Source organism: Paenibacillus sp. FSL R5-0345, from assembly GCF_000758585.1.
Lineage (GTDB): Bacteria > Bacillota > Bacilli > Paenibacillales > Paenibacillaceae > Paenibacillus_AQ.
Window position 1 is genome coordinate 1,009,729 of record NZ_CP009281.1, and the last position, 25,703, is coordinate 1,035,431.

Below are 25,703 nucleotides of genomic sequence, written 5' to 3' on the forward strand. Positions count from 1 at the left end.
TTTCAAATGGAAGCGCAAACATGGATAATGTCAACTTGTTATTGTGATTTTTCTCATGTATGATGCTTTTATCGAACACAGTACAATCTCGCATTTTCCAAAAAACTGGAGAATAGGGTGGTGGGATGAGAATCAAGCCAACTGCAGAAGACAAACTGATTGCGTATTACAGGTACTTCTCTTTGTCCCTCACATCGCTCATGTATCTTCTAGATCAAACGGGACCTTCCGTAATTTATAAATGCCTTGTTATTGCCATACTCTTTCTGTTTGCACAAACGTTCTCATTTTGTTATCGGAGGTTACGAAGCAGGCCAAAGACGCTCGTCCTGGCTGTTAGTGTAGAGATGGTGGGAATTATTGCATTGACCTTGTTTACCGGTGGATACGAGAGTTCGTTTAGGCTCTATGTGCTAAACCCTGTATTGATTGCTGCGGGCTCATTGTCCATTTATTTTGGATGGTCGCTGCTCTTAAGTTACATCAGTATTTTCGCGGTGCTTTGTTATTTTGTTATCAATTCTGCGAACAAAACTTTTCTAGAAATTGTATTTGTGAATGGGAATCTGTTTCTAACACTGGTACTTACGGTTATAATAATGCAGATCGTTAATCGGATGAAGCGGCAACGTGAAGAATCGAATGCTCGCACGAAAGAGACGATGGAGCATATCAAATCGCTGTACCATATCGTGGAAACCTCAAGCCAACATGATTTCATGAATATCGGTCAAGTGATCACCGATTATGTTGTTAAGCTAACGAAGCTAGACAAGGCTTTGTTTTGGTTCGCCAAGAAAAGCGGAGAACCAGCTCCGCAGAGCAGGCAGACCGGCTGGCAGCAGGAAGAGGAACAGTTCCTATTCTCAGAGCTGGGAAAACATGAGCATGAATGGAGATTGCAGCGAGAGCCTATTTTTAGAAATCTTCCGGGATTAGGAGATTTCCTGCTGATGCCTGTACGGATGAGCACCCGTTTTGTAGGGATGATTGGACTCAGGCTGGAGTCTGCAGAGGGGCTGGAAGGCCGCAGATGGTATATTCAACAATTGATATTCTTATCTGAGCTAAGTGCGAATATTCTTGAAAGGCATGAGCTTGGTGTGATCGAGAACCGGTTGATCATCACGAACGAACAGAACCGGATTGCGGATGAAATGCATGACAGTGTATCGCAGAGCCTTTTTGGCATTGTGTATGCGACGCATTCGCTGAAGGAATCGTGGAAGAGAATGTCAGATCATGAGCTAGAAGAACAAATTGAGCTTATTCATGACTCTGCTACCAAGGTTGCTAAAGAACTGCGGATCACGATCTACAGTCTTAGCTCCAAGAAGAGCGGCGGGCCTACATGGTTGGGCATGGTAAGATCACATTTGAAGAGCTTATCCAGATTAAATGATGTTGATATTGATTTAAAAATAACGGGAGATGATTTTAGTCTCCCTTATCCTTACCACAAGGCGCTTTTTCGGATTATCTCTGAAGCCACTGGAAATGCCATCAGGCATGGCGCTGCCAGTCGAGTGGATGTAGAGCTATCTCTGAAGCCGACTTGGATCCGATTATTGATTTGTGACAATGGTGTTGGTTTTGATACTGATTTGTTATGGATTGAATCCGAAGATAGTGTAAGCGGGCTTGGCATGAAGAATATGCAATATTTGACCCAGTCGCTCGGTGGCGACTTTCAGTTGTCCAGTAATGAAAGTTCAGGAACAAGAATTATGATTTCAATTCCTGTCGGTGTAGCTGAATTAAAGAATGCATAAACTTTAGGCGGGAGGTCGTTTCTGTGAAAATCGTCATTGTTGATGATCATCCTTTAGTTAGAAGAGGACTGGCATCTGTCATTTCCATGCAACCGAATGTGCAGTTTGCGGGTGAGGCAACGAATGGTCAAGAAGCGCTTCTTGTGATTGAGGAGACGCAGCCTGATCTCGTACTGATTGATCTTAAGCTAGCAGATGAATCGGGGCTGGATGTCATCAAGACAGCACGTGCTCGTGGTATCGTTAGTAAGTTCATTCTGTTGACGTCATCTGCGAGCAGAGAAGATTTCCTGAAGGCTGAAGAGGTACTGGTAGATGGATATGTACTGAAAGAGGCGCTGCCGGAGGAGTTACTGTTTGCTATCCAATTAGTGCACAAAGGCAGGAAGTATTACGATCCTGGTCTGATGGAAGATAAAATGCGCATGAGCGGAAGCAGCCCAACGGATGAATTGACACCCAAAGAGAAGGAAGTTCTGATCGAGTTGGGACAGGGCGCTTGCAATAGAGAAATTGCCTCACGCCTTTTCATTAGCGAATTTACGGTGAAGAAGCATGTCAGTCAGATTTTAGCAAAATTACAGGTGGCTGATCGTACACAGGCGGCGCTTTATGCAAATGCTGTCGGTTTAACCAAATATGAAATGTCTTATGAGTGAAAATTGAAATAATTCATAAGCATTGTACATGAACACGGACAGGATGTCCGTGTTTTTTTGTGCGTCAAAACTTAAATTAGCCCTAAATATGGTACTAAAGTATACCATCACCCCCTCTTACGGTGTAAAACACCTTACTCCAAAGTGAACAGGAAAGTAATGATATGACCCATGTGGCGAATGATGTGGATTGATAGAATTAAAGCAACAACTGAAACTTTCATGAATTATTTCAGAATGTAATTTATGCGGAAGGAGGGTTACTGTGGAAAAGACGATTCTGGATTACATTAACCTGATTAAAAAAAGGTTTTGGCTCATCATGGTGTTCGTTTTGATCTCCTGTGCTACGACTTACTATGTTAGTAAAAACTTCGTTGAACCCGTCTATTCCGCTTCCGGACAGTTGCTTGTCAACAACATTGCCAAGGCTCCCGAGAGCAACAATCTTAACGATTTGAGCTTTAGCCTGAATTTAATTGAGAGTTACAAGGAAATTATGAAATCACCGACCATCATGAAAAGCGTAATAGAAAATCACCCGGAGTTTGGTCTGACGGCTGATGAACTAAGCCAGAAGCTTGAGATTAAAACTTCAGAGAAGAGTCAGGTGATCAACCTAAATGTACAGGATGAAAACTACACCAAAGCTGCCGGGATCGTAAATGCGGTTTCGCAGACATTCATTCGTGTATTGCCATCGCTGATGAGGGTAGACAATGTTACCTTGCTGACACCGGCCGATCCGACTGATGTTCCAGGGCCCTCGAACGGCGGGTTTGCGATGAATCTCATTATAAGCTTTGTTGTATCGCTTATGGCTGCTCTAGGAATTATTTTGCTGATGGAAACACTTAACGGCACATTAAGGTCTGAAAAGGAAGCGGAATATGACCTTGGTCTTCCGGTAATTGCTTCGATCGCAACCATTCGTAAACGCGATTTGGGTAAGGCGGCAGGCGGCAACACAAGAGTGAAGGAGGGTGCTTATGTTACGGCTAAATAAGAGTCTGGTTACGGACGTTAATCCATCCTCGCATATCTCGGAATCGTTCCGATCGCTACGCACATATATACGCCACCTTGGATTAGCACAGGATAGCGGAGGAAAAGTGCTGCTCTTTACGTCAGCAGAAGCCGGAGCAGGCAAGACAACGATTTTGTCGAATCTGGCGGTGTCTTTCGTCCAGGATGGGAAGAAGGTAGCGGTGGTGGACTGCAATTTGCGACATCCCGGTCTTCATACAGTGTTTGAAGTAGAGGGTAGTGACGGGCTTGCGGCTTATTTAAGTGGGCAAGAGGAAGCGGATAACATCGCTGTTCTCGGAAATCTGGCCAATCTTTCGGTCATCCCGGCGGGTAAAACTCTTGTTAGTCCGCCGGATTTGCTAGGTAACCCTAAAATGACCGCTTTGCTCGAGGAACTAAAAGAAAACTACGATCTGATCCTAATGGATTCACCTTCGGCTGTCGACTTCAGTGATGCTCGTATATTGGCACCACAAGCGGACGGCGTAATCTTAGTGGCCAGATACGGAAAGTCCAAACGGGAATCGATTCGCAAAGCGAAGACGCTGCTTGAACAGACCGGCTCTAATCTAATCGGAATTGCCATGAACCAGGCGAAGTAAATGTTTATGCTTTCGAAGTGAGTTTTGTACGAAGTGGGATCATTGAAGCTAATGCTCACAAAACTTTTAGGAGGTAAAGTGCGATGAAAAAAGTAAAAAAAGTAATCATACCCGCGGCAGGACTAGGTACGCGCTTTCTTCCTGCAACGAAAGCCATGCCTAAAGAAATGCTTCCGATTATCAATAAACCAACGATTCAATACATTGTGGAGGAAGCTATTGCTTCCGGTATCGAAGATATCATCATTGTTACTGGTAAAGGTAAAAGAGCCATTGAGGATCATTTTGACAATGCGTTTGAGCTGGAGTCTAGGCTTCTGGAAGATGGAAAGCTGGATCTGCTTAAAGAGGTTCAGCGTTCAGCCAAAGTAGAAATTCACTATATCCGCCAGAAAGAACCAAAGGGTCTGGGTCATGCCGTATGGTGTGCAAGACGATTTATCGGAGATGAGCCATTCGGTGTCATGTTAGGCGATGATATCGTCACAGGAGCCGTACCTTGCCTTAAGCAGCTGATCGATCAATATGAAGAAACACAAAACTCGGTTATCGGAGTTCAAGAGATTCCTGATGAATTCACGAATCGTTACGGTATTATTGAACCGGATTTGCAGGACGGTAAATTGTATCGGGTTAACAATTTTGTAGAGAAGCCGCCACTTGGTACGGCACCTTCCAATCTGGCGATCATGGGCCGGTATGTGTTTACTCCGAAGATCTTTAAGTATCTTGATTTGATGGAAGAAGGCGCTGGCGGAGAGATCCAGTTGACAGATGCTATTCAGAAGCTGAATCAGAGCGAACGGGTATATGCCTATAATTTTGACGGAACAAGATATGATGTCGGCGAGCGGCTTGGATATATTTTGACCACACTTGAATTTGCACTGCAGAGCGAAGATTTGCGCTATCCGGTAATGGACGCAATGTCGGAATGGCTGAATAAAATGGGACAAACCAGCTTGAGTAGTTAAGTTGAGTTCGCAAAATTTTAGATGAGGAGGATGAGCATGCAAAAACTGCCGGAAGACTACGAGGCGGTCCTGCCGAAACTTTACATGCTGCATACCGATGAGAGAAGGAAAGAAGCGGAGTCCTATCTGATAATGAAACGGATGATCGATATCTTTTTTTCCGCTCTTGGTCTTCTCGTGTTAATGCCATTATTTGTTGTCGTGGCGATTCTGATCAAGCTGGAAGATCCGAAGGGTAAAGTGTTCTTTCGGCAAAACCGGGTTGGCAAGAATGAAAAGCAGTTCCCTATGTATAAGTTCAGATCCATGGTTAGCAACGCTGAGGAGTTAAAGGAAAACCTGATGGCCTATAACGAAGTGAGCGGTGCAATGTTCAAGATTAAGAACGATCCTCGGATCACACAAATAGGGAGATTCCTGCGCAAGACGAGCATCGATGAGCTGCCTCAGCTGTGGAATGTGCTGATAGGTCAAATGAGTCTGGTCGGTCCTCGTCCTCCGCTGCCTGAAGAGGTGGCTCAGTATACGGAATATGACAAACAGCGTTTGACGGTTACACCAGGCTGTACCGGATATTGGCAAGTGAATGCCCGAAACAGTGTCGGCTTCGACGAAATGGTACAGCTGGACTTAACCTACATCCATATTCGGAGCACCATGCTGGATCTAAAAATCATTGCTAAAACCGGACTGATGTTACTCGGTTCAAAAGATGCTTATTAATAATGTGGAAATTAGGTGAATGCCGATGCGTGAATACGGAGACGTTCCTAAGCTTTCCATTATCATCTGTACCTACAACAGAGCACCTTTATTGATCAAGACGCTTCAGTCACTTTTAAAGTTGGATTACTTAGAGCAGGCGGAGATCATTGTTGTGGATAACTGTTCCAAGGATGATACTGAAGCGTGCGTCAAAAAGTTCATAAGAACCCATGGAGCTGATGTGGATATCCGCTACATGATGGAACCTATACAGGGGCTGTCAGCGGCTAGGAATACAGGGATTCTGGCTTCCAAATCCCAGCTGATCGCCTTCCTAGATGATGATGCGATACCTTGCCGGAGTTGGATTACAACGATTGTCAGTACTTTTCAGAGTAAACCGGAGGTTATGGCTATGGGAGGCAAAATCTCTCCTATCTTCGAAAGTAAACGTCCGGATTGGTTGATTAAGCCCTTCGAACTTCCATACACCATTGTTGACTTAGGCAGCCGGATTAAGGAATATCCTAAGCAGCTTCACCCTTGTGGAGCCAATATGGCAATGCGGAAGCTTGTATTCGACATCAGTCTTTTTCCTTTAGACCTAGGAAGGAAGGGAGATTCTCTCCTCTCTGGGGAAGAGACCTGGTTATTCGGACAGATTCAAAAAGAAGGGCATTCCATTCTTTATCATCCGGAAATGGCCGTTGATCATTTTGTTCCAGCGGCTCGTTTGACGGAAGATTGGATCATGAGGCGGTATTATAGCCAAGGAATCTCAAATGCTATGAAAAGCGAAGGAATAAAAGGCAAGCTGCTTCTAATGGGAAAAACAGCCGCTAAGCTCGTGTATATCCTGGCTGATTCTATTCTTTCACGAAGCAAAGGGAGAAGACTTTTGAACAAATGCAGGCTGGAGAGTATTCGTGGAACGCTTCATATGATTCTCAATCGGGAGAGGCATTCCGCAGCGGGGTGAGGGATTAACATGACTAATTTTGAGTGGGGCTCCAAATTAAATGTTTTGCCATACGGGATGCTCTATCTCATGTCGGCCCTGTTCTTTGGAACGGCGGTCATCTACCAGCCGATGATTGCGATAGCTGCAGTGCTTCTGATTATTTTGCTGGGAATCTCGATTTCACGGCCGGAGTGGATCAGTTATTTCGTTTTAATAACGACGGCAATATCGATTAACTTTTTATATGATGGCAGCATGTTCGGAATGGAAATACTGTCACTTTATAAATTGGTTATCGTGATGCTGCTTGTTCCTTGTATTCTGGTCAATGGTTTGCGGTTTCGTCTGAGTCACCCCTTGTGGGCAATGGTGGCGCTTCTAGTGATTACCTTTGGATCTTCGATTTGGCTGCCAGAAATGACCTCATCCATTGCTGTTAAAGCTTTTATCGGTCTATCTATTCCATTCGTATTTTTATTAATTAACTGGAAAAAGAATGTAGCCGAGCTGCAAATCAAAATTATCTGTATGCTTCCCCTTGTTAGCGTAGTGGTTGGTTTGTTGCTGCAGCTTGCGCATGTTCATAATTTTCTCAACATCGAGTATACAGGCGCTGTACGGATTCAGGGGGCTAATATTCCTGCGCATCTAGCGATGCTGGCCTTTATGGGAGTAGCGATTCCATTTATAGAGGTGAAGCGGAATCCGCAGCAAGCACGCTTTTTCTATATCATGTTAGTTCTAAATTTCTTTATCTTGATTGGAACAGGAACAAGAGGGCCTATATTGGCACTTGGACTTACCGTTCTCTATTACTTCTATGATATTCTTCGTCAATATTTGAAGGGTAGAACCTATCTGCTAATTCCGTTGTTGGGTGCATTTTTCCTGATTATGGTCGCTGTCTTCTGGCAGCTCGATAATTTTGAGAAACGTTCCTTTGAGAGACAGACAGATACGGCTGTTGATTTATCAGGAAGGTCGGAGGCATGGGAGTATTTCTTAAATAAGGCTGCGGATTCTCCTTGGTCTGGCAGAGGGCTTGGAGCAGTGACGGTAGCAAATGATGGAACGTTGTACAAGGGTTTTGTAGTTCCGCACAACGAGTATATCCGCTTTTACTTCGATGGGGGATATATTGGCGCTATTCTGTTGATGTTCTCTTTATTGGCTGTATTTATTCTGGTGTACAGAGCATTGGCTCCGCCGATCAAACCTTATTATCTGTTATTTATTGCAGCGTTTTTAATCTACTCATTCTCCGATAACACGCTGTCGACGGTCCAATTTATTATTCCGTTCTGTTGGTACCTGAACTGCCTGTATCGATCTTCACAGCCAACCGATTCCCCACAAAAAGAAGTGATACGATGAATCAAGTGAATATGTTCGATGTCAATTTTGATAATTATGATTTTATGGATCTGCTTGATTACATTGATAAAACCATTCAGGAGAGGAATCAGTCTTATATCCTCACTTGCAATGTAGACCATGTGATCAAGCTTCGTAAGGATAAAGAATTTCAAACGGTGTATTCGAAGGCAGGCGCAGTTGTTGCTGACGGAATGCCACTGATCTGGGCATCCAAAATGCTAGGCAAGCCGCTTAAGCAAAAGGTATCCGGAGCGGATCTATTTAATCGATTGGGCAACGCCTTTGAGCAAAGGAAGTACCGGCTGTTCTTCTTAGGCTCAGCTGAAGGCGTAGCGGAACGGGCAGCGATGAATTTGAAAACAGCGCATCCCGGAATAAATGTGGTTGGCTGTTATTCTCCATCCTATGGATTCGAGCACAATGAGGAGGAGAATGAACGCATTATAGAGATGCTGACTGAGTGCCAACCAGATATCGTGTTTGTTGGTGTAGGAGCGCCTAAGCAGGAAAAGTGGATTTATCGCCACTATACCTCTTATCAAGCTCCGATATCGATCGGAGTGGGAGCGACCTTTGATTTTCTATCAGGCTCAGTGAAACGAGCGCCTAGCTTCATGCAAAAAACAGGGTTCGAATGGTTCTGGCGGCTTAGCCAAGAGCCGGGTCGACTCTGGAAAAGATATCTTGTAGATGATGCACAATTTCTACTTTTATTACTTAAGGAACTGCGTAAGCGGGATAAGGTGAAGGAAGGAGGCTTGGAATGAGTGTATTTACGCCCCCATCTGTTAGGTTTATCAAGGCAGCTGGTATAACAGGGGGAACTGTTGCTGTAGGTGTCTCTCTTCCGCTGATCATCGGATTCTCCAGTGCGATGCTGAGTTCATCGAACAGTCTGCAGGGAGCCATTCTCTCAGCCATCCTATTCCCAGCCTTCTTGTTAGCCATACTTAGACCCAAAATGCTGGTTGCGTATACCTTGCTAATCTGGGCAGTTGCTCCAGAGCTACGCCGCATTGCTGACTGGTCAGAAGGAGTGTATCACTCTGTATCCTTGCTAAGTTTAGCCCCCTTGTTAACCGGTGTAACCTTGATTATTCCGCTGCTGAAGGAGATTCACAATATTCAAAAAGCCTCCACGCGGATCATGTTACTGTTCGCAGTTGCACTGGGTTATGGAGCTTTAATCGGCTTGGCCAAGAATGGTATGGGCTCAGTTTATGACTTAGCAAATTATATTGTGCCACTGCTGCTATTGCCGTACTTTGCCGTCACAAAGTTCAAGCCGAGGGATATCGATCGATTGCTTAAGGCTTTTTCCAATATTGCCGTCCTAGTTGCCATTTACGGGATTGTTCAGTATTTGACGGTGCCACCTTGGGATGTGTTCTGGATGAAACATGCGGACATGATGTCCATCGGAAATCCATATCCATTGGAAATTCGAGTGTTCTCCACACTCAACTCACCGGGTCCGGCTGCAACATTCTTAGCATTTGCTTTAGTTCCAATGATACTGGAGAAAAAATGGCGGGGAACATTGCGCTGGATTGGTGTTCTGCTGGTTGTAATCTGCCTTCTGACTACCTTAGTACGCGCGGCATGGCTGATACTTCTGGTGATGTTGCTCATGTACATTGGAACCTCTCCTTCTAAGGGAAAATGGAAAACCTTGATCCAATTAGTTTTTGTGGCTGCTGCGTTGTTCTGGGTAGTACCGAAATTGCCTGGTGCCGAAGGACTGGTGGCCCGGGTAGAGACACTTTCTTCTGTTCAGGAAGATCACTCTTATAATGAACGACTAAGTTTATGGCAAAACATGCTGCCGATGGTCGCCGCCAATCCAGTAGGTCAGGGAATTGGTAGTGTAGGTCAAGGGACTAAGCTTGGTAACGACGGTGAGCTTGGAGAGTATGGAATTATGGATAACGGAGTTATCGCCTTACTGCTAACCTTTGGTGTTCTGGGTGCTATTTTCTTCTTCGGAGCTTTAGGCGCAGTTGTCAAACAGATATTCGCTAGAGTAATCAGAAGGGACCAATTGCAGCCATACGCCCGACTTGCGTTAGCTACTTGGACCGGTGCGATAGTCAGTCTGGTGTCAGATAATGGGTTTCCCGGACTCAAGGGATACTTAATCTGGATGCTAATCGGTCTTGGCCTCAGCGCAAGGGAGATTACTCAGAGTAGAAGGAAGGGAACACCGTATGCAGCAGTTGAATGCAAAGTCTCTCCCCACTAGAACAATCTGGTCATCCTTTAGAATGTTCACAAAGAGTAAGGACAACAGCTCGGCAGCCGTAAAAACTATGTTTGTCAGTGTCATGATCCTACTGATTAACATGTTAACGGGTGTACTGACCGCCCGTTATCTTGGGCCGACAGGGCGTGGGGAACAGACGGCAATGATTAACTGGTCACAGTTTCTGGCGTTTAGCATGAGCTTTGGGATTCCGTCAGCTCTGATCTATAACGCTAAGAAAAACCCGGATGATGCCGGAGTGCTTTATCGTATGGCATTGCTGCTTGGTATCATTTTTGGGGTCATAGCGATGATTATTGGTATCGTGGTCTTGCCTTACTGGCTGAAATCCTTCAGTCCGGAGGTCGTGACCTTTGCTCAGTGGTCTATGATTCTGTGTCCGATTATAGTGATCTCTCAAATTAACAATGCAGCTTTTCAATTCAGAGGAGAATACAAGAGGTTTAATTGGATTCGCTATCTAGTCCCATTGCTTACACTGATAATGATTGGGATATTGATCGCGCTGGATCAGATGAATCCTTTTACAACTGCAGTTGCCTATCTCCTTCCGGGAGCGCCACTGTTTATCGGAATGACGATTTCCTTGCTTCGCACCTATAAGGTGAAGATGAGAGGGGCCTTTCAGAATTTAAAAAGATTATTCACTTACGGGCTGGGTTCTTACGGCAATGACTTGCTTGGTAATTTCTCTACCTATATCGATCAGATCGTAATTGCCGGTTTGTTACGACCTGCTGATCTGGGGCTGTATGTAGTGGCTGTGAGTCTATCGCGAATGGTTAATTTTTTCTCAAGCTCGATTACGGTCGTGTTGTTTCCTAAGGCTTCTGAGCTGTCAAAAGAACAGGCAGTTGAGTTAACATTCAAAGCCTTCCGAATAAGTACGACCTTCACCATGTTTGGCGGAGTAGTCCTGATGCTCTTAGCCCCTTTAGTGATTCCGCTGATGTACGGCAAAGACTTCAATGCAGCATTAACCGTGTTTCGCTTGTTGCTCCTTGAAGTGACCATTAGCGGAGGGACGATCATTCTGGCGCAGGCCTTTATGGCGCTAGGCAAGCCGAAAATTGTTTCGATGCTTCAAGGTTTCGGCTTACTCTTGGTTATCCCAATGTTGTTCCTGCTCATCCCTAAATTTGGCTTACTCGGAGCAGGGATAGCGATGTTGTCATCATCAATCCTGCGATTCTTCTTCATTGTTCTCAATATAAAGTACACCTTAAAAGTTAAACTTCCACGGTTACTCATTACCCGGGAGGACATCCAGTGGATGAAGACGACGATGAATTCTTACATTCGCAAGAAACCGATGGATATGAATGGATAATGCGAAAGACAAAGGAGGAAACCTTCATGGATTCAGTAAAAAGCGTGGTAGGCGGCCAAGGCGATTATCCAATATCGGCTGTCATTATCGCTCAGGATGACGAAGTTCGAATATCTAAAGCCATACAATCCTGCAGGTTATTCGCCGACGAAGTGGTTGTGATTGACGGAGGCAGCAAGGACGGGACAGTACAGCTTTCCGAAAGCTTAAATTGTCGAGTATATGTCAACCCATGGCCCGGATATGCGAAACAGAGGGAGTTCGGAGTAGAACGCGCGGTTCATGATTGGGTCTTCCTTATTGATACTGACGAAGTGGTGAGCGACGAGTTGGCCGCAAGTATTCTTGAACTGAAACCGGGGCTTATCGATCAATCGGTTGCCTATTCTATCTATCGGATCGGCGACTTTATGGGCAGATGGCTGGATCGTGGCGAATATCTAGTGCGCCTTTACAACCGTAAAGCTTATGGCATTCGAAACAGCTTGGTGCACGAAATGCCCGAGGTTTCTGAAGAGCGAACTATACGTTTGACAGGAACGCTCTGGCATTATGGGTACCGCAGTATTAACGATCATGTGGCACGCTTCAATAAGTACACTGACTTGGAAGCTGAAAGTGCGTATGCCAAGGGCAAACGATTTCGGGTCAGTCATCTGCTGGTAAGACCGCCAGCCCGGTTCCTGCAAAAGTATTTCTTACACGGGTTGTTCAAGAAGGGAATGTCAGGTTTCGGTGTATCCGTATTCTGGGTCATGTATGAATTCATGGTCGGCTTCAAGCTTTACGAATTAATTAGATCGGGAAAGCTGACTCAGCACAATGCGAAGAAGAGTCAGATTGAGAAGGAGAATAAAGGAGAGAGAAGCTATGCCGTACAGTGACGGATTGAACATTATGACGACTGGTCTTAGCTGGCCGTCGCTACAGCCGGGTGGGCTTAACACGTATTTCAAATCCGTTTGCGAGCAACTCTCCTCACGTAATCGGGTGCATGCGTTGATTTGCAGTCAAGAAACGCCTGCTACACCCGAGGAATTGATTATTCACAATGCCGGAGATCCAAAGGATGGGATCTGGAAACGTAAGGATGCTTTCCAGCGTAAAGCGGCTGATCTGATGGGAGAGGGCAGTGGTCGTATAGATATTTTATACACTCACTTCGCTCCTTACGGTATTGGTCCAGCGCTGGAAGCAAAAAAACGTGGGATTCCTGTAGTGATGACTTTTCATGGTCCTTGGAATGAAGAAATGAAAATTGAAGGCCAAGGCATTAAGCACCGGGTCAAGACAACTATCGCCAAATCCATTGAACATAGAGCTTATAAGCTAGCGGATAAGTTCATCGTGCTTAGTGAGACGTTCCGCGATATTCTCCATAAGCTGTACGGAGTGCCTCTACACAAAATTATAGTGATACCAGGAGCAGCTAATGTGGAACGTTTTATTCCCGCTACGAATCGATTGGCGATTCGCCGAAGCTTAAATTTACCTGAGGGAGCAACAACCGTGCTGACTGTCCGGCGGTTGGTCAATCGGATGGGACTACTCCAGCTGCTTGAAGCTTGGAAGCAAGTTGCGGAGCGTTTCCCGAATGCGATGCTGCTGATTGGTGGCAAAGGGCCGCTGCGGGGGGAACTTGAAGAAAAGATCGCCGACTATGGCTTAAGCAACAAGGTAAGACTGCTAGGCTACATTCCCGATCATGAACTAGCCTCTTATTATCAGGCAGCGGACATGTTCGTGGTTCCCTCACAGGCATTGGAGGGCTTTGGTTTGATTACCGTTGAAGCCTTATCTTCAGGATTGCCAGTGATGGCTACACCGATTGGCGGCAATAAGGAAATCCTGCAAGGCTTCCGGCCGGAATTGCTATTTAAGAGTCCGAGTAGTGACCACATGGCCGAAGGCATGATCCATATGCTTAGCAATCGAAAGCTGCTTCCGAGCCGGGATGAATGTAGAGAACATGTACTGGAGAGATATACCTGGGAGCATGTTACGGATCAAGTAGAATCCGTGTTCCTACAAGCCTTAGGAGAGGAGGTGACCACGTAATGCTTAGAGTGGCCTATATAGATCACACTGCTAAATGGAGTGGTGGAGAAGTTGCCCTATTTAACATCCTTACCCATATTGGAGAACAGATTGATCCACTTGTAATCCTGGCCGAGGATGGTGCGCTGGCTGAACGGCTACGTGAAAAGGGAATGGATGTCCGTATTATTCCGCTAGATGAGAGCATCAGAAGTCGTGGTAGAAATGCAGTCAACTTGGGAGCACCTGCTGCAGCCTTCAAGCTGTTGGCTTACGGTCGTAAGCTTGCTCCGCTCTTAAAAGCGGAGAAGGTAGATTGCGTGCACACCAATTCTCTGAAATCTGCATTATACGGAGCCATCGCTGCTAAAATAGCGGGCGTTCCATTGATTTGGCACATCCGAGACCATATTGGAGCTCCTTATTTAAAGCCTGTTGTTGCTAAAGGAATTCGTTTACTGTCGCGCCTGCTCCCAAATGGAGTCATCGCGAATTCACATTCTACGCTGAATGCTTTGGAGCTGCCGCGTTCGAAGAAAACGCTGGTCGTATACTCCGCATTCGCTAAAGCGATTGGTAATGGGATCGGCATGCGGGATCAGAAGGAATTTAACGTATTGCTAGTTGGTCGATTGGCGCATTGGAAGGGCCAGCATATTGTGCTGGAAGCCGCAAAAAGCTTTAAGAACGAACCTCGCGTGAAGTTCTGGCTGGCCGGAGACGCTCTCTTTGGAGAAGAGGCTTATAAGCAGGAGTTGCTTCAAAAGATAAAAAACGACGAGCTTACTAATGTAAGCATGCTAGGGCATGTGGATGATATTCAAGGCCTTATGAATACCGCTGATTTACTGATTCATACTTCGGTAACTCCTGAGCCTTTTGGCCAAGTGATCGTTGAAGGAATGGCAGCAGGATTACCGGTTGTTGCCTCCAATGAAGGCGGGCCGGTAGAAATTGTAGTTCCAGGTGAGACAGGATTACTGATAGAGCCTGGAGACGCGGCGATACTGGCAGACTCCATTAAATGGATGCTGGATCACCCAGAAGAAAGACGGCGGATGGCGGACAATGGGATGAAACGAGTGAAAGAGCAGTTTGTTATCGAGAATACGGTCAAGGACATCGTTGACTACTATAAAGGTTTGTTGGCGAGCACCTGACAGATGAGATGACACGGTAATTCTGAAGATGATGCTCCATAAAACTTTGAGGATGATTCACATGAAAATTGCGATAGCGCACGATTACTTAATCCAAATGGGCGGCGCGGAAAGAGTGGTGGAAGTCTTTCATCACATGTATCCCGAGGCTCCAATCTACACAACGGTTTTTAACGGAAGCCGCCTTACTGACAATCTCAAAGATGCGGATATACGTGCCTCTTGGCTGCAAAAGATACCGGGGGTAAAGACCAATTTTAAAGGGGTGCTGCCACTTTACCCAATGGCCATCCGTGATTTGGACTTTCGCGGTTTCGATATCGTCCTGAGTTCCAGCAGTGCTTTTATGAAAAGTATTCAAGTTCCTAAACATACGTTTCATCTTTGTTACTGCCATACGCCTATGCGCTTTGCATGGGATTATGACACCTACATGGAACGTCAGTCGAATTCCGGGTTGTTCAAGAAAATGCTTAAGGTATACATGCAGCAGCTCAAATCGTGGGACCAGCGGACTTCTAAAAATGTGAATCAGTTCGTAGCCAATTCTTCAGTAGTGAAGACAAGGATTCAGAACTATTATCACCGGGATGCAGATGTCATATTTCCACCGATTAATACAGCCCGTTTCACAAGCTCTTCTAGCATTGGTGACTATTATTTAATAGTATCTCGACTTGTTTCCTACAAGCGGATTGATTTAGCTGTAGAGGCTTTTAACCGTAACGGTCTTAAGCTGTACATCGTAGGGGATGGACCAGATCGTAAACGTCTCGAAGGCATGGCTAAGGACAATGTATCGTTTTTAGGCCGGCTAGAGGATGAGCAAGTAACCGGAATGATGGCACAGTGTAGAGCATTTATTTTTCCGGGAGAAGAGGACTTTGGAATCACACCGCTGGAAGCGAACGCTGCGGGAAGACCGGTCATTGCTTATCAAGCAGGTGGTGCACTAGATACTATTATTCCTTATGTAAATGGTGTGTTCTTTCAGCATCAAGAAGTGGAGGATCTACTAAAGGCTATTTACGAGGTAGAGTCCTACGCTTGGGATATCGATCAAATTATGGAGCATGCACGTAAATTTGATGAGCAGGCGTTTATGGTTAAGTTCAAGCAGTATGTTGAGCAGGCCTACGTCAATTTTCTAAAAGGAGGATGATTGTATGAAGCTGACAGTAATCGGTACTGGGTATGTGGGTCTTGTATCTGGCGTATGTTTTGCACTGGGCGGACATCATGTCATCTGTGTGGATAAGGACGAGGAAAAGATTAAGAAGCTGAAACGGATGGAATCACCCATCTATGAGCCGGGAATTGAGGAACTGATTGAACTGAATCTTCGTGAGGAACGATTATCCTTTTCTGCGGATCTGCAGGATTCGGTACGTCGTTCAGATATTATCATCCTTGCAGTAGGTACGCCATCGTTGCCTAATGGTGAAGCAGACTTAACCTACATTGAGAATGCAGCTGTTGAAATCGCTAAAGCGATGGAAGGGCACAAAATTATAATGACAAAATCTACAGTTCCCGTAGGAACAAATGAGAAAATCTCCAACATACTTTCTAAATCTACCCATCATTCTTTTGATATCGTGTCTGCTCCCGAGTTTTTACGTGAAGGGTCAGCGATTCGCGATACCCTCCATCCCGATAGAATTGTCATTGGTCTCGATAATCCAGAGCTGGAACCAACTATGCGCGAGCTTCATAAGGGTTTCACAGTAAATGTATTTGTAACAGATATACGCAGTGCTGAAATGATCAAATATGCTTCGAATGCATTTTTGGCCACGAAGATTTCCTTTATTAACGAGATCGCCAATATTTGCGAAAAAGTGGGAGCTGATGTAACCGAAGTAGCACAAGGAATGGGTATGGACCAAAGAATCGGGTCATCCTTCCTGCAGGCTGGCATCGGTTATGGAGGCTCCTGTTTCCCGAAAGACACTAATGCGCTCATTCAAATTGCGGGCAACGTCGATTACGAATTCAAATTATTGAAATCTGTAGTCGAAGTGAACAAAGGACAACGGTTTATGATCATCTCCAAGCTGCATGAATCACTTGGCAGTCTGCGCAGTTCGACGATTGGGATCTGGGGGCTTGCTTTCAAGCCTAACACTGATGATGTCCGCGAAGCTCCCGCCAGAGAGATTGTTGAGGCGCTGGTGGCTGAAGGGGCTACGGTTAAACTGTATGATCCAATCGCAGCTACAAATTTCAGGCAGCAATATGATCATCCGCAGCTTCGTTGGTGCAATCTGCCAGAGGAAGCGGCTGAGGGCAGCGATGCCGTATGCCTGCTTACCGATTGGAGCCTACTCAAGGACATTGATCTGCATCAGCTGGCGAAAAGCATGCGTAATGGGGTGCTGATCGATGGACGCAATGTGTATTCCAAGGAGCAAATCGAGGGTACCGGCCTCGTTTATCATTCTGTCGGCCGCCCGCAGATGGGTGGATTGAGCGGTTATTCTGCTAGTGTGGCTGGAGCGGTTTAATCTATATATATTGAACTTGAGATTTTTGTGTTAAGTGTCAGTCGCAACTGCGGTGAATGTTTGGACTTCCAGCCGCTGTTGTCTGCAGATTTCCTGATTCTAACCGCTAATAGCGGTAGAAATCCGCAGACAAAGGCGGACGCTATCGCTCTTACAGTTCCCAAATTCCCCTCCGTCACTCCATTCCTTTATCTTAAGTTTCTAAGCAATTTATAAAGTTAGGTACTCTGATTGTTTATCGCAGTAGCAGATAACCTTGTTGTAGTAGTACTTGCGTTGGCTGCTGCCTCCATAGGAGCAGAAGCAAATCTTTAGAAAAACGTGCTGCCTTCCGGCTGGTACAGCCCGGTGCAGTACGGTTCAAGCATTTAGAGGAAGTTGGTTAGGTAAAGAACGGAAAGGGAATTTGGAACTGTAGAAACGGAGTGTTCGCCCGAAAGATTTCCGTAGGAAAGCTAGCTTCGAAAGCATATGCTATCCTCGGATTTCTACCGCTGGCGGCGGTTCAAATCAGGAAATCTGAGGATAACAGCGATCGGAAGTCCAAAATCCCTTGGAGTGGTTCATACCTAATAAATTTTTAAAAAATGCATCCGCTCGAACTAAGGCTAAGCGGAAGCTATACGTTTTGATAACAATTTAATTATGCTCATTTCCATATATTAAGGAGGGTTCATTCTATGAAAATGGTACTTCTATCAGGCGGTTCAGGTAAACGGTTATGGCCGTTGTCCAACGACTCACGTTCAAAGCAATTTCTAAAGGTACTTGAAAGCCCTCAAGGTGAACCAGAATCCATGGTACAACGTGTCTGGAGACAGCTGGAGGAAGCGGGAATGGCAGAATCATCTTATCTGGCCACCGGCCGCGGCCAAGTAGAAATGATACAAAGCCAACTGGGAAGTCATGTGCCGATTATCGTTGAACCGGAGCGTCGGGATACTTTTCCGGCTATCGCCTTAACAGCTACCTATCTTTATTCGGTTGCAGGTGTTTCTCCAGCGGAGACGGTAGCGATTTTGCCTGTTGACCCTTATGTAGAAGCATCCTTTTTCGATACCATAGCTATGCTTGAAGGGACTATGCTAGAAAGTGGAGCAAATCTGGCTCTAATGGGTGTTATTCCTGAACACGCCTCAGAGAAATACGGATATATCATTCCTACCACCGAAGAGGCGGGGGAGAACGGTTTTATGAAGGTGAGTCACTTTCAAGAGAAGCCAGACCGCATACAAGCAGAACAGCTTATCGAGCAAAATGCATTGTGGAATTGCGGAGTATTTGCCTTCCGTCTAGGGTACTTGTTAGATATTTTGCAGCGTAAAGGGTTGCCTTTAGGATATGAAGAATTGCAGAAGCAATATAAGCTATTGTCTTCCATCAGCTTTGATTATGAAGTGGTGGAGAAAGAAGAACATATTGTGGTACAGCCGTATGATGGATTCTGGAAGGATCTTGGAACGTGGAATACGCTAACAGAGGAAATGAGCAGCAAGCATGTAGGCAAGGGTTTTGTGACGGCGGATTCTGAGGGGACTTGCTTGATTAATGAGCTGGATATTCCAATTACGGTAATTGGTGCGAAGGATCTGATCATCGCGGCTAGCCCGGATGGGATTCTAGTTACCCATAAAGCCGAGAGTCCACGGATTAAAGAAGTGCTGAAGACCTTTGAACAGAGACCGATGTACGAGGAACGCCGCTGGGGCCATTACAAAGTTATTGATTATGTGAAATATGACGAGGGCAATGAAGTGCTGACTAAACGGATTTTTATATCCGAGGGGAATAATATCAGCTATCAGTTACATCGCAAACGTAGTGAAATTTGGACAATCGTCAGCGGCGAAGCAAGTATTGTGCTGAATGAGAAAAAACATAATGTGAAGGCTGGGGACGTGGTACGTATACCGGAAGGAACGAAGCACGCAATCCTTGCTTTGACGGATGTTGAGTTTATAGAGGTACAGACGGGTTCTGAATTAGTAGAAGAAGATAATATTCGTATTACTTTAGACTGGAATGATATAGAACTACAACAATTCATTTCATAGGTCTAACCTATCTATTTAACCAATTCGGAATTTCTTAAAACAGGTAAATTGACTCAATTATCAAAAAAAGTCATAAAAACACTAAATATATCATTAATTGTCGTCGATACTTACGGTAAGAGAGATTATTTCTCTTAAATTGAAAAGGCAAACCTATCGAAAGGTAGGGACGCAAAGCTATAGGGCCTTCGAAAGAGTGGCAGCCTGGCTACCGAAAGGGAGATTATTTTGAAAGCTTACCGTACGTATCGATTGTTTGGTGCATTTCTGTCACTCGTCCTGTTTCTGACTGCACTTCCGCTTACTGTTGGAATTTCGCCGTCTGTTGTCATAGCTGCTTCAAATTCTGGAACGCCAGTTACCCCAGGAGCCTCACCTGAAGCCGTAAAGCTGCTTAACTATTTTTACTCAATCTCAGGAAAAGGAATCCTTGCTGGCCAACATGACTATTTAGAAAGTCCAGATGAAATTAACAATATGCTGAAGGGAACCAGCGGACAGTATGCAGCTCTTCACGGTTATGAAATGGGTGCGATCAGTGGCCAGTCTGAAGGAACGATGTCCTGGCAGCGTAAAAATGTGGTAAACAGCGCCATCAACTGGAATAAAGCGGGCGGAATCGTAGCTATGACTTTTCATGCTAACCTGCCGGGCACCTCTTATGACTGGGATAATGTTAAAAAAACGCTTAGCCAAAGTGAATTCGATAGTTACGTTACACCGGGTACCAAGCAATATAACAGTCTGATTGCTGAACTTGATAAGGTGGCAGTATCTCTAAAAAGCTTGCGAGATGCGAACGTCCCGGTACTTTGGAGACCCTATCATGAAATGAACGGGAACTGGTTCTGGTGGGGGAAGAAAAATAACTTTTCTAAACTTTGGAATATTATGTATGACCGTTTTGTTAACGTTCATAAATTAAATAATTTGTTATGGGTATGGAGTCCGAATGCTCCCAATGTTTGGTCAGATCCGTATGCGTTAACTTATCCAGGAGCTGATAAAGTAGATATCCTGGCAGCAGACATATACGAAAATGATTACCAGCAAAAATACTATGATAGCTTGTTGAGTCTAGCCGCGGGCAAACCGATTGCGATCGGGGAAAATGGTGAAATGCCTAATCTGGAGAAGCTTCAACAATCACAAAGTAAATGGACTTATATGATGAGCTGGGGAAAAATGCTTTATGAGAATAACAGTGCAGATACAATCAAAACTTTTATGAATAGCAGCTATACCCTGACTAGAGATAAATTAAATAATAGCTTGGTACCCACACCTAGCGCCGCACCGGCACCTCCCGAAGAAGAGGGAGAGGCAGCAATTCCTCTCGCGAAGGGGCTTGCAGGAGAGTATTACAACAACATGCAGCTATCGGGAGCAGCAGCTCTTATTAGAACCGATGCAATAATTGATTTCAATTGGCGGCAAGGATCGCCGGATGCCGCCCTTGGGATTGATCGTTTCTCCATACGTTGGAGCGGTAAAGTTAAGCCCTTATATGATGAACAATATACATTTTACACTACATCAGATGATGGCATCCGTGTCTGGGTGAATGGGGAATCTGTGATTGATAGTTGGACGAAGCAAAGTGGCACTGAGCGTAAGGGCAATATTACGCTGAAGGCTGGTCAGCTATATGATATCAAGGTGGAGTATTACGAAAATGAAGGCGATGCGAGAGTCCGCTTGATGTGGGAAAGTGCTAGTCAAGTTAAAGAGACAGTTCCAGCAAGTGCGCTTTTTCTTCCGGATGTCTCCTGATTGATGAAAATTAAAGGTCGATCCTTAGTAGCTCTGCGTTATTGCAGAGCTACTAAGCTATAGTCCTCATTAGGTCAGAAGACGATTGTCCGATAACAGGTATGTTTATTTATTACCTGTGGAGGCAGTACAGCTACCGAAAGGAGGATTTATTTGCGTAAATATTATAAGCAAAACAGATTGTTGTTTACTATATTACCGGTGTTTATTATTTTTTCCTTGCTGCCTTGGGGAGAGGTTAAGAGTCTTCCGAAGGCTATGAGTGTTTCTTCCTCTCTTCCCCCGGCTATACCAAGCAATCCATCAGCTTCTGAAGAAGCCAAGCAACTGTTGAGTAATTTGGTGAATCTACGTGGCAAAGGTATCCTGTCTGGTCAGCATGATTATCTAGAAAGTCCAGATGAACTGGTTCATAAGCTGAAGAATACTTCGGGACAAAATGCCGTTCTACATGGTTATGAATTAGGGGCGATTAATAATCAATCCAAAAGGACAATCGCCGAACAGCGGCAAGCAGTAATTGACAGTGCAATGGAGTGGAATCAGACGGGTGGCATTGTAGCCATGACATTCCATCAGAGTTTGCCAGGAACTTCTCCAGAATGGTCCAATGTAAACAGAAGTCTCAGTCAAGAGAAGTTTAATGCTTATGTTACGCCTGGGACGGCTCAGTATAAGAGTCTAATCTCTGATCTAGATGAGATCGCTGGATATTTAGAACAGCTGCGTGATGCTGGGGTTCCAGTCTTATGGCGACCTTACCATGAAATGAATGGCGGTTGGTTTTGGTGGGGGAAAAAGGACAATTTTTCAGCGCTTTGGAATATTGTCTATGATCGTTTTGTAAACACACACAAACTGAATAATCTACTGTGGGTGTGGAATCCAAACGCGCCGAATGAATGGGCAGATTCTTATGCCGCCTATTATCCCAGTGCAGATAAAGTCGATGTTCTGGCTGCGGATATCTACAATAATGATTATAAGCAGTCCTACTATGAGGACCTGCTCACACTTGCTGAAGATAAACCTATCGGAATCGGGGAAAGTGGGCAGCTGCCGAACCCGGATGTATTAACCAACAAACAAAATAAATGGGTTTATATGATGACCTGGGGCAAATTGCTGACAGAAAATAATACGCCACAGTCCATCAAAAGCTTCATGAATAACTCGTTTATAGTATCGAGAGAGGATTATGTTCTCACAACAGAAGTCCCTTCGATAGCACCGGTAACCCCAACGGGTTTAACTGGAGAATACTATAACAATACTGATTTAGAGGGAGAACCGGTGCTTATCCGCAATGACCGTAAGATTGATTTTAATTGGCATGGTGGGTCACCTGCATCAGAGATAAATGAAGATCACTTTTCTGTACGCTGGAAAGGGAAACTCAAACCCAAATTCAGTGAAAAATATATGATTTCGGCATCCTCTGATGATGGAGTCCGTGTCTGGATTGACGGAAAGCTGATTATCGACAATTGGAAAAATCAAAGTTCAACCCTTCATAAAGGTAGTATCCCGCTCACAGCAGGAACGCTTTATGATATCCAAATTGAATATTATGAGAATGAAGGGGATGCCAATCTTCGCTTGCTATGGGAGAGTTCCAGCCAGAAGCAGCAGGTGATTCCACAAGGGGCATTGTACCTTCCTTAATCTAATGAAATGATAGGGCAAGACATTCCGAAAGAAAGAGAGGACCTATGGATGGGAATAACGAGGAGAATATCTAATAGAAAAAATAAGATATCAGCAAACAAACCATTACTGTTATTACTAAAATTCGCCGCATTAACCGTCTTGTTTCTGTTGTCTGTCTCAGTTTTCGGAACGAATAGAACGAATGATTATAAGGTAGGTGCCAATATACCGAGACTGTCTACAGGAAGTGATCTTGCAGCAGAAATACCGGATGGTACTGTGATCTGGAATCTGGGACAACATGATGGCTCAGCAGCTGAATTTGCTGCGAGTGGCACTTCCGGCAGCAAGAAGGAATTTAATGTTACTTCTTCAGTGCTCAAATCATCGGCTTTTCAGAGCTTGCCTGCAGGCTTAAATGGAAAGACCCAGCCGGAATTAACGATCACATATCAGCTAAATAAGATCCCGGAGAACGGGGTCTTATTTAGCGTAGGTATTCTAGACGCTTATAAATCTGTGCCGCAAATGAGTGTGTTTTCCAATCATCAATTGTCGGGGATCATTCAAATTGCGGGCGTTGCTGGCACAGAAAGTAAATATAGCTTTCAAAAGACCTATGAATTATATATCCCCAAGGAGCAATTAAAGATAGGATCAAACGAATTGAAGCTGCAAACGGTTCGCTGTTTATATTGCAGTGACAAAGAAGACGAATATTCCTGGTGGACATGGGATAATCTCCGTTTAGAGTCTCTTAACGCTCCAATTTCCGAGCCTATTCATGGCAGCTACACACTGACCGGAACAGTAGTGAATAATAAGCAGTTTTATTTTGATGAAGGTGCAGTTACGCACTTGCCTTATGTTATCAAATGGCTAGGTATGGCTTATAGCGGTAATGTGATGCGTACCAGCTGTGCTAGTGATGTCGGGAGATCCTGCTCGAATATGATGGAATATTACAAGGTATTGCAGGATTACAACATGCAGGCGGTTGCTCTGTATTTGCATACTGGTGATATTAAGCTTAAGACAGATGGATCGTTGCCTGCTGATGCGGAGAAAAAGCTGACAGATTATTTTGAACAATATAGCCCCTATTTTCAATACTATGAGGTAGATAATGAGCCAGGGCTATTCAATCGTTCTAAGGCAGTAAATTTGGCGATTGCGGACTGGCTAAATAAAAAGGGCAAGCAAATCGCGCCCCATTTACAAACTGTTGCTCCAGGATGGGCGTATTGGCCGGGCTACAGTGAGGACTCCTGCGGTAATCAGAAGGGAACTGAGAAGGCATGTGGAGATCCGGATGGATGGGAACGTGATCCAGAGCAGCGTATGGAGCTGGAGAAGGTTACGGATTTGACCAATGGACACTCGTACGGCGACTCTTATATTTTTAGTAACGGGGGAAGCTTTACAGAGAATTTGAAGACTTTCGCTGGCGCAGACAATGGACTCGGCAAAAAAATGCTGACCACTGAATTTGGTACCTCGGACAGTCATGTGGACGCCTATCAATACGGGGCAACGGAGCGGACAGCCGCGGTATTCGATCGGATCATGCGTGCACATATCGGTTATGCGGATATGTTTGTGCAGCATGCTGCTTTTTTTAAGGATTTCAGTTTATTCAAATACGGGTTTAATTTAGAAGAACATGATCCGGCGACCACAGAGATTTATTATACAAAAGAAAATGAGGATTCACGTGTCAGCATCATGAGAAGGCTTAGTCTTGCTTATGCTACGCATGGAGCTCCATTAACTTATCAAGTTGCAAATAAAGATGTGTTAGCCGATAAGTTGGTTTATGTTCGGGCCGTGGATACTTCCACGTTGAAGCCTCTTGCGGGAAGCGGAGCGACCTCGAATAAGGTACTGGTTAATTTCGTTAACTTTGAGTCTACTCCGCAGACCGTGAGTGTAAATGTGACTATGCCGAAAAACGTTATATATGAAGGGGAACGTTTTGGAAACGGGGATACGTATGAAAAAGCAAGAAGTTATGTAACAGGGAAAAAGGCTACTCCCACGTTAACCTTTACGGAGAAACTTGCTCCGGGAGAGGCTGTACAGTATATTTTGCAGCCTTCCTCTGAAGTAAAACCGTCGGCGCCTAAGGGATTCAAAGCCGCGGCAACAAAAGGTTTATCTGTGAAATTAAATTGGCTGGAGGCACCGGGAGCAAGCTACGAGCTGCTTCGTGCTGAAGGTAGCGGTGGGGAAATGAAGGTGGCAGCTACTGATGTGAAGCTTACAGAATATACGGATCATAATTTACGTGAAGGGACGTTATATACCTACGCGGTAAGGGTATCTGGCTCCAATTTACTGTCCGATAAAGTTCAGATTACAGCCACCGGACTGGTTCCTCTGGATCGTACGAAATGGAAGGTAACCTCAAATGTGAATACGGCAGCCTCAGCTCCGAGTCTTGCCATCGATGGGGATCGGCGCACGCGCTGGGATACGGGGAAACATCAGGTTTCCGGAGAGTATTTTCAGATTGATCTGGGTGAAGCACATGAAATTGAAAGAATAGATTTGGATAGCACGCTTTCACCTTTTGATTATCCAAGAGACTATGTAGTCTATATTTCTGACGATGCTCAGAACTGGAACAAACTTACCTCTGGAAAAGGCACGAAAGAGCTTACTAAAATATCCTTCTCTAAAGTGAAGACGAGGTATATCAAGATTGTACAGAACGGAGCTGGCGGGAATTATTGGTCCATTCAAGAGCTTCAGGTGTATTCCAGAGAATAAGGCTACCATTTGAATTTATGTAATCATTTATAGCGCATACTAAATAACCTCTGCGAGACAATTCTCTCGCAGAGGTTA

The 25,703-nt window shown here is 44.8% G+C and carries 21 protein-coding genes and 1 riboswitch; all 21 genes read left to right on the forward strand.

Annotated elements, in window-relative coordinates; all coding sequences use genetic code 11:
* Positions 1-125: 125 nt before the first annotated feature.
* A complete protein-coding gene (locus R50345_RS04420) occupies positions 126-1,772 on the forward strand; it encodes a sensor histidine kinase (RefSeq protein WP_042124424.1) in 1,647 nt (548 codons plus the stop codon).
* A gap of 23 nt (positions 1,773-1,795) precedes the next feature.
* A complete protein-coding gene (locus R50345_RS04425) occupies positions 1,796-2,431 on the forward strand; it encodes a response regulator (protein WP_036676623.1) in 636 nt (211 codons plus the stop codon).
* Positions 2,432-2,696: 265 nt separating this feature from the next.
* Positions 2,697-3,437: a YveK family protein gene (locus R50345_RS04430; protein WP_042124427.1), complete on the forward strand. Its 741-nt coding sequence runs from the start codon at positions 2,697-2,699 to the stop codon at positions 3,435-3,437.
* On the forward strand, positions 3,421-4,062 hold the full coding sequence (locus R50345_RS04435) for a CpsD/CapB family tyrosine-protein kinase (RefSeq protein WP_042124429.1): 642 nt from the start codon (positions 3,421-3,423) through the stop codon (positions 4,060-4,062). Before R50345_RS04430 ends, R50345_RS04435 begins: the two co-directional genes overlap by 17 nt.
* Before the next feature lie 83 nt (positions 4,063-4,145).
* Entirely contained in the window at positions 4,146-5,036 is an 891-nt protein-coding gene (gene galU, locus R50345_RS04440) for a UTP--glucose-1-phosphate uridylyltransferase GalU (RefSeq protein ID WP_036676615.1), read from the forward strand.
* 30 nt (positions 5,037-5,066) lie between these two features.
* On the forward strand, positions 5,067-5,759 hold the full coding sequence (locus tag R50345_RS04445) for a sugar transferase (protein ID WP_042124430.1): 693 nt from the start codon (positions 5,067-5,069) through the stop codon (positions 5,757-5,759).
* A 25-nt stretch (positions 5,760-5,784) separates the two neighbouring features.
* Entirely contained in the window at positions 5,785-6,720 is a 936-nt protein-coding gene (locus R50345_RS04450) for a glycosyltransferase (protein ID WP_042124432.1), read from the forward strand.
* Between the two features lie 9 nt (positions 6,721-6,729).
* Entirely contained in the window at positions 6,730-8,076 is a 1,347-nt protein-coding gene (locus R50345_RS04455; RefSeq protein ID WP_042124434.1) for an O-antigen ligase family protein, read from the forward strand.
* A complete protein-coding gene (locus R50345_RS04460; RefSeq protein WP_042124436.1) occupies positions 8,073-8,846 on the forward strand; it encodes a WecB/TagA/CpsF family glycosyltransferase in 774 nt (257 codons plus the stop codon). Before R50345_RS04455 ends, R50345_RS04460 begins: the two co-directional genes overlap by 4 nt.
* Positions 8,843-10,321, forward strand: a complete 1,479-nt coding sequence (locus R50345_RS04465; RefSeq protein ID WP_042124438.1) for an O-antigen ligase family protein — start codon at positions 8,843-8,845, stop codon at positions 10,319-10,321. Before R50345_RS04460 ends, R50345_RS04465 begins: the two co-directional genes overlap by 4 nt.
* A gap of 22 nt (positions 10,322-10,343) precedes the next feature.
* Positions 10,344-11,672, forward strand: coding sequence for an oligosaccharide flippase family protein (locus R50345_RS04470; RefSeq protein ID WP_231574048.1), 1,329 nt, complete (start codon positions 10,344-10,346; stop codon positions 11,670-11,672).
* Positions 11,673-11,698: 26 nt separating this feature from the next.
* On the forward strand, positions 11,699-12,556 hold the full coding sequence (locus tag R50345_RS04475) for a glycosyltransferase family 2 protein (RefSeq protein WP_042124442.1): 858 nt from the start codon (positions 11,699-11,701) through the stop codon (positions 12,554-12,556).
* Positions 12,543-13,730 carry a glycosyltransferase family 4 protein gene (locus tag R50345_RS04480; RefSeq protein WP_042124443.1) on the forward strand — a complete coding sequence of 396 codons (1,188 nt, stop codon included), beginning with the start codon at positions 12,543-12,545 and terminating at the stop codon, positions 13,728-13,730. The genes R50345_RS04475 and R50345_RS04480 overlap by 14 nt, the downstream gene beginning before the upstream one ends.
* The gene (locus R50345_RS04485; protein WP_042124445.1) at positions 13,730-14,869 is read left to right on the forward strand and encodes a glycosyltransferase family 4 protein; all 1,140 of its coding nucleotides are present in this window, start codon (positions 13,730-13,732) and stop codon (positions 14,867-14,869) included. The genes R50345_RS04480 and R50345_RS04485 overlap by 1 nt, the downstream gene beginning before the upstream one ends.
* Before the next feature lie 61 nt (positions 14,870-14,930).
* A complete protein-coding gene (locus R50345_RS04490) occupies positions 14,931-16,031 on the forward strand; it encodes a glycosyltransferase (RefSeq protein WP_042124446.1) in 1,101 nt (366 codons plus the stop codon).
* A gap of 4 nt (positions 16,032-16,035) precedes the next feature.
* Positions 16,036-17,376, forward strand: a complete 1,341-nt coding sequence (locus R50345_RS04495; RefSeq protein WP_042124448.1) for a UDP-glucose dehydrogenase family protein — start codon at positions 16,036-16,038, stop codon at positions 17,374-17,376.
* A 27-nt stretch (positions 17,377-17,403) separates the two neighbouring features.
* On the forward strand, positions 17,404-17,592 hold the full coding sequence (locus R50345_RS31805; RefSeq protein ID WP_231574049.1) for a hypothetical protein: 189 nt from the start codon (positions 17,404-17,406) through the stop codon (positions 17,590-17,592).
* 464 nt (positions 17,593-18,056) lie between these two features.
* A complete protein-coding gene (locus R50345_RS04500; protein ID WP_042124450.1) occupies positions 18,057-19,430 on the forward strand; it encodes a sugar phosphate nucleotidyltransferase in 1,374 nt (457 codons plus the stop codon).
* Between the two features lie 136 nt (positions 19,431-19,566).
* Positions 19,567-19,646: riboswitch (cyclic di-GMP riboswitch) on the forward strand.
* A 12-nt stretch (positions 19,647-19,658) separates the two neighbouring features.
* Positions 19,659-21,203 carry a glycosyl hydrolase gene (locus R50345_RS04505; protein WP_042124452.1) on the forward strand — a complete coding sequence of 515 codons (1,545 nt, stop codon included), beginning with the start codon at positions 19,659-19,661 and terminating at the stop codon, positions 21,201-21,203.
* A 153-nt stretch (positions 21,204-21,356) separates the two neighbouring features.
* Positions 21,357-22,868: a glycosyl hydrolase gene (locus R50345_RS04510; protein ID WP_052414461.1), complete on the forward strand. Its 1,512-nt coding sequence runs from the start codon at positions 21,357-21,359 to the stop codon at positions 22,866-22,868.
* Between the two features lie 51 nt (positions 22,869-22,919).
* Entirely contained in the window at positions 22,920-25,625 is a 2,706-nt protein-coding gene (locus R50345_RS04515) for a discoidin domain-containing protein (protein ID WP_081953995.1), read from the forward strand.
* Positions 25,626-25,703: the final 78 nt, after the last annotated feature.

What these genes read in the sequence shown, in the direction of transcription:
- R50345_RS04455 (WP_042124434.1), top strand. Translation starts at nt 6,730, where the DNA reads ATGACTAATTTTGAGTGGGGCTCCAAATTAAATGTTTTGCCATACGGG.
- R50345_RS04465 (WP_042124438.1), top strand. Translation starts at nt 8,843, where the DNA reads ATGAGTGTATTTACGCCCCCATCTGTTAGGTTTATCAAGGCAGCTGGT.
- R50345_RS04435 (WP_042124429.1), top strand. Translation starts at nt 3,421, where the DNA reads ATGTTACGGCTAAATAAGAGTCTGGTTACGGACGTTAATCCATCCTCG.
- galU (WP_036676615.1), top strand. Translation starts at nt 4,146, where the DNA reads ATGAAAAAAGTAAAAAAAGTAATCATACCCGCGGCAGGACTAGGTACG.
- R50345_RS04460 (WP_042124436.1), top strand. Translation starts at nt 8,073, where the DNA reads ATGAATCAAGTGAATATGTTCGATGTCAATTTTGATAATTATGATTTT.
- R50345_RS04475 (WP_042124442.1), top strand. Translation starts at nt 11,699, where the DNA reads ATGGATTCAGTAAAAAGCGTGGTAGGCGGCCAAGGCGATTATCCAATA.
- R50345_RS04480 (WP_042124443.1), top strand. Translation starts at nt 12,543, where the DNA reads ATGCCGTACAGTGACGGATTGAACATTATGACGACTGGTCTTAGCTGG.
- R50345_RS04500 (WP_042124450.1), top strand. Translation starts at nt 18,057, where the DNA reads ATGAAAATGGTACTTCTATCAGGCGGTTCAGGTAAACGGTTATGGCCG.
- R50345_RS04445 (WP_042124430.1), top strand. Translation starts at nt 5,067, where the DNA reads ATGAGCATGCAAAAACTGCCGGAAGACTACGAGGCGGTCCTGCCGAAA.
- R50345_RS04495 (WP_042124448.1), top strand. Translation starts at nt 16,036, where the DNA reads ATGAAGCTGACAGTAATCGGTACTGGGTATGTGGGTCTTGTATCTGGC.
- R50345_RS04420 (WP_042124424.1), top strand. Translation starts at nt 126, where the DNA reads ATGAGAATCAAGCCAACTGCAGAAGACAAACTGATTGCGTATTACAGG.
- R50345_RS04470 (WP_231574048.1), top strand. Translation starts at nt 10,344, where the DNA reads ATGTTCACAAAGAGTAAGGACAACAGCTCGGCAGCCGTAAAAACTATG.
- R50345_RS04490 (WP_042124446.1), top strand. Translation starts at nt 14,931, where the DNA reads ATGAAAATTGCGATAGCGCACGATTACTTAATCCAAATGGGCGGCGCG.
- R50345_RS04515 (WP_081953995.1), top strand. Translation starts at nt 22,920, where the DNA reads ATGGGAATAACGAGGAGAATATCTAATAGAAAAAATAAGATATCAGCA.
- R50345_RS04485 (WP_042124445.1), top strand. Translation starts at nt 13,730, where the DNA reads ATGCTTAGAGTGGCCTATATAGATCACACTGCTAAATGGAGTGGTGGA.
- R50345_RS04450 (WP_042124432.1), top strand. Translation starts at nt 5,785, where the DNA reads ATGCGTGAATACGGAGACGTTCCTAAGCTTTCCATTATCATCTGTACC.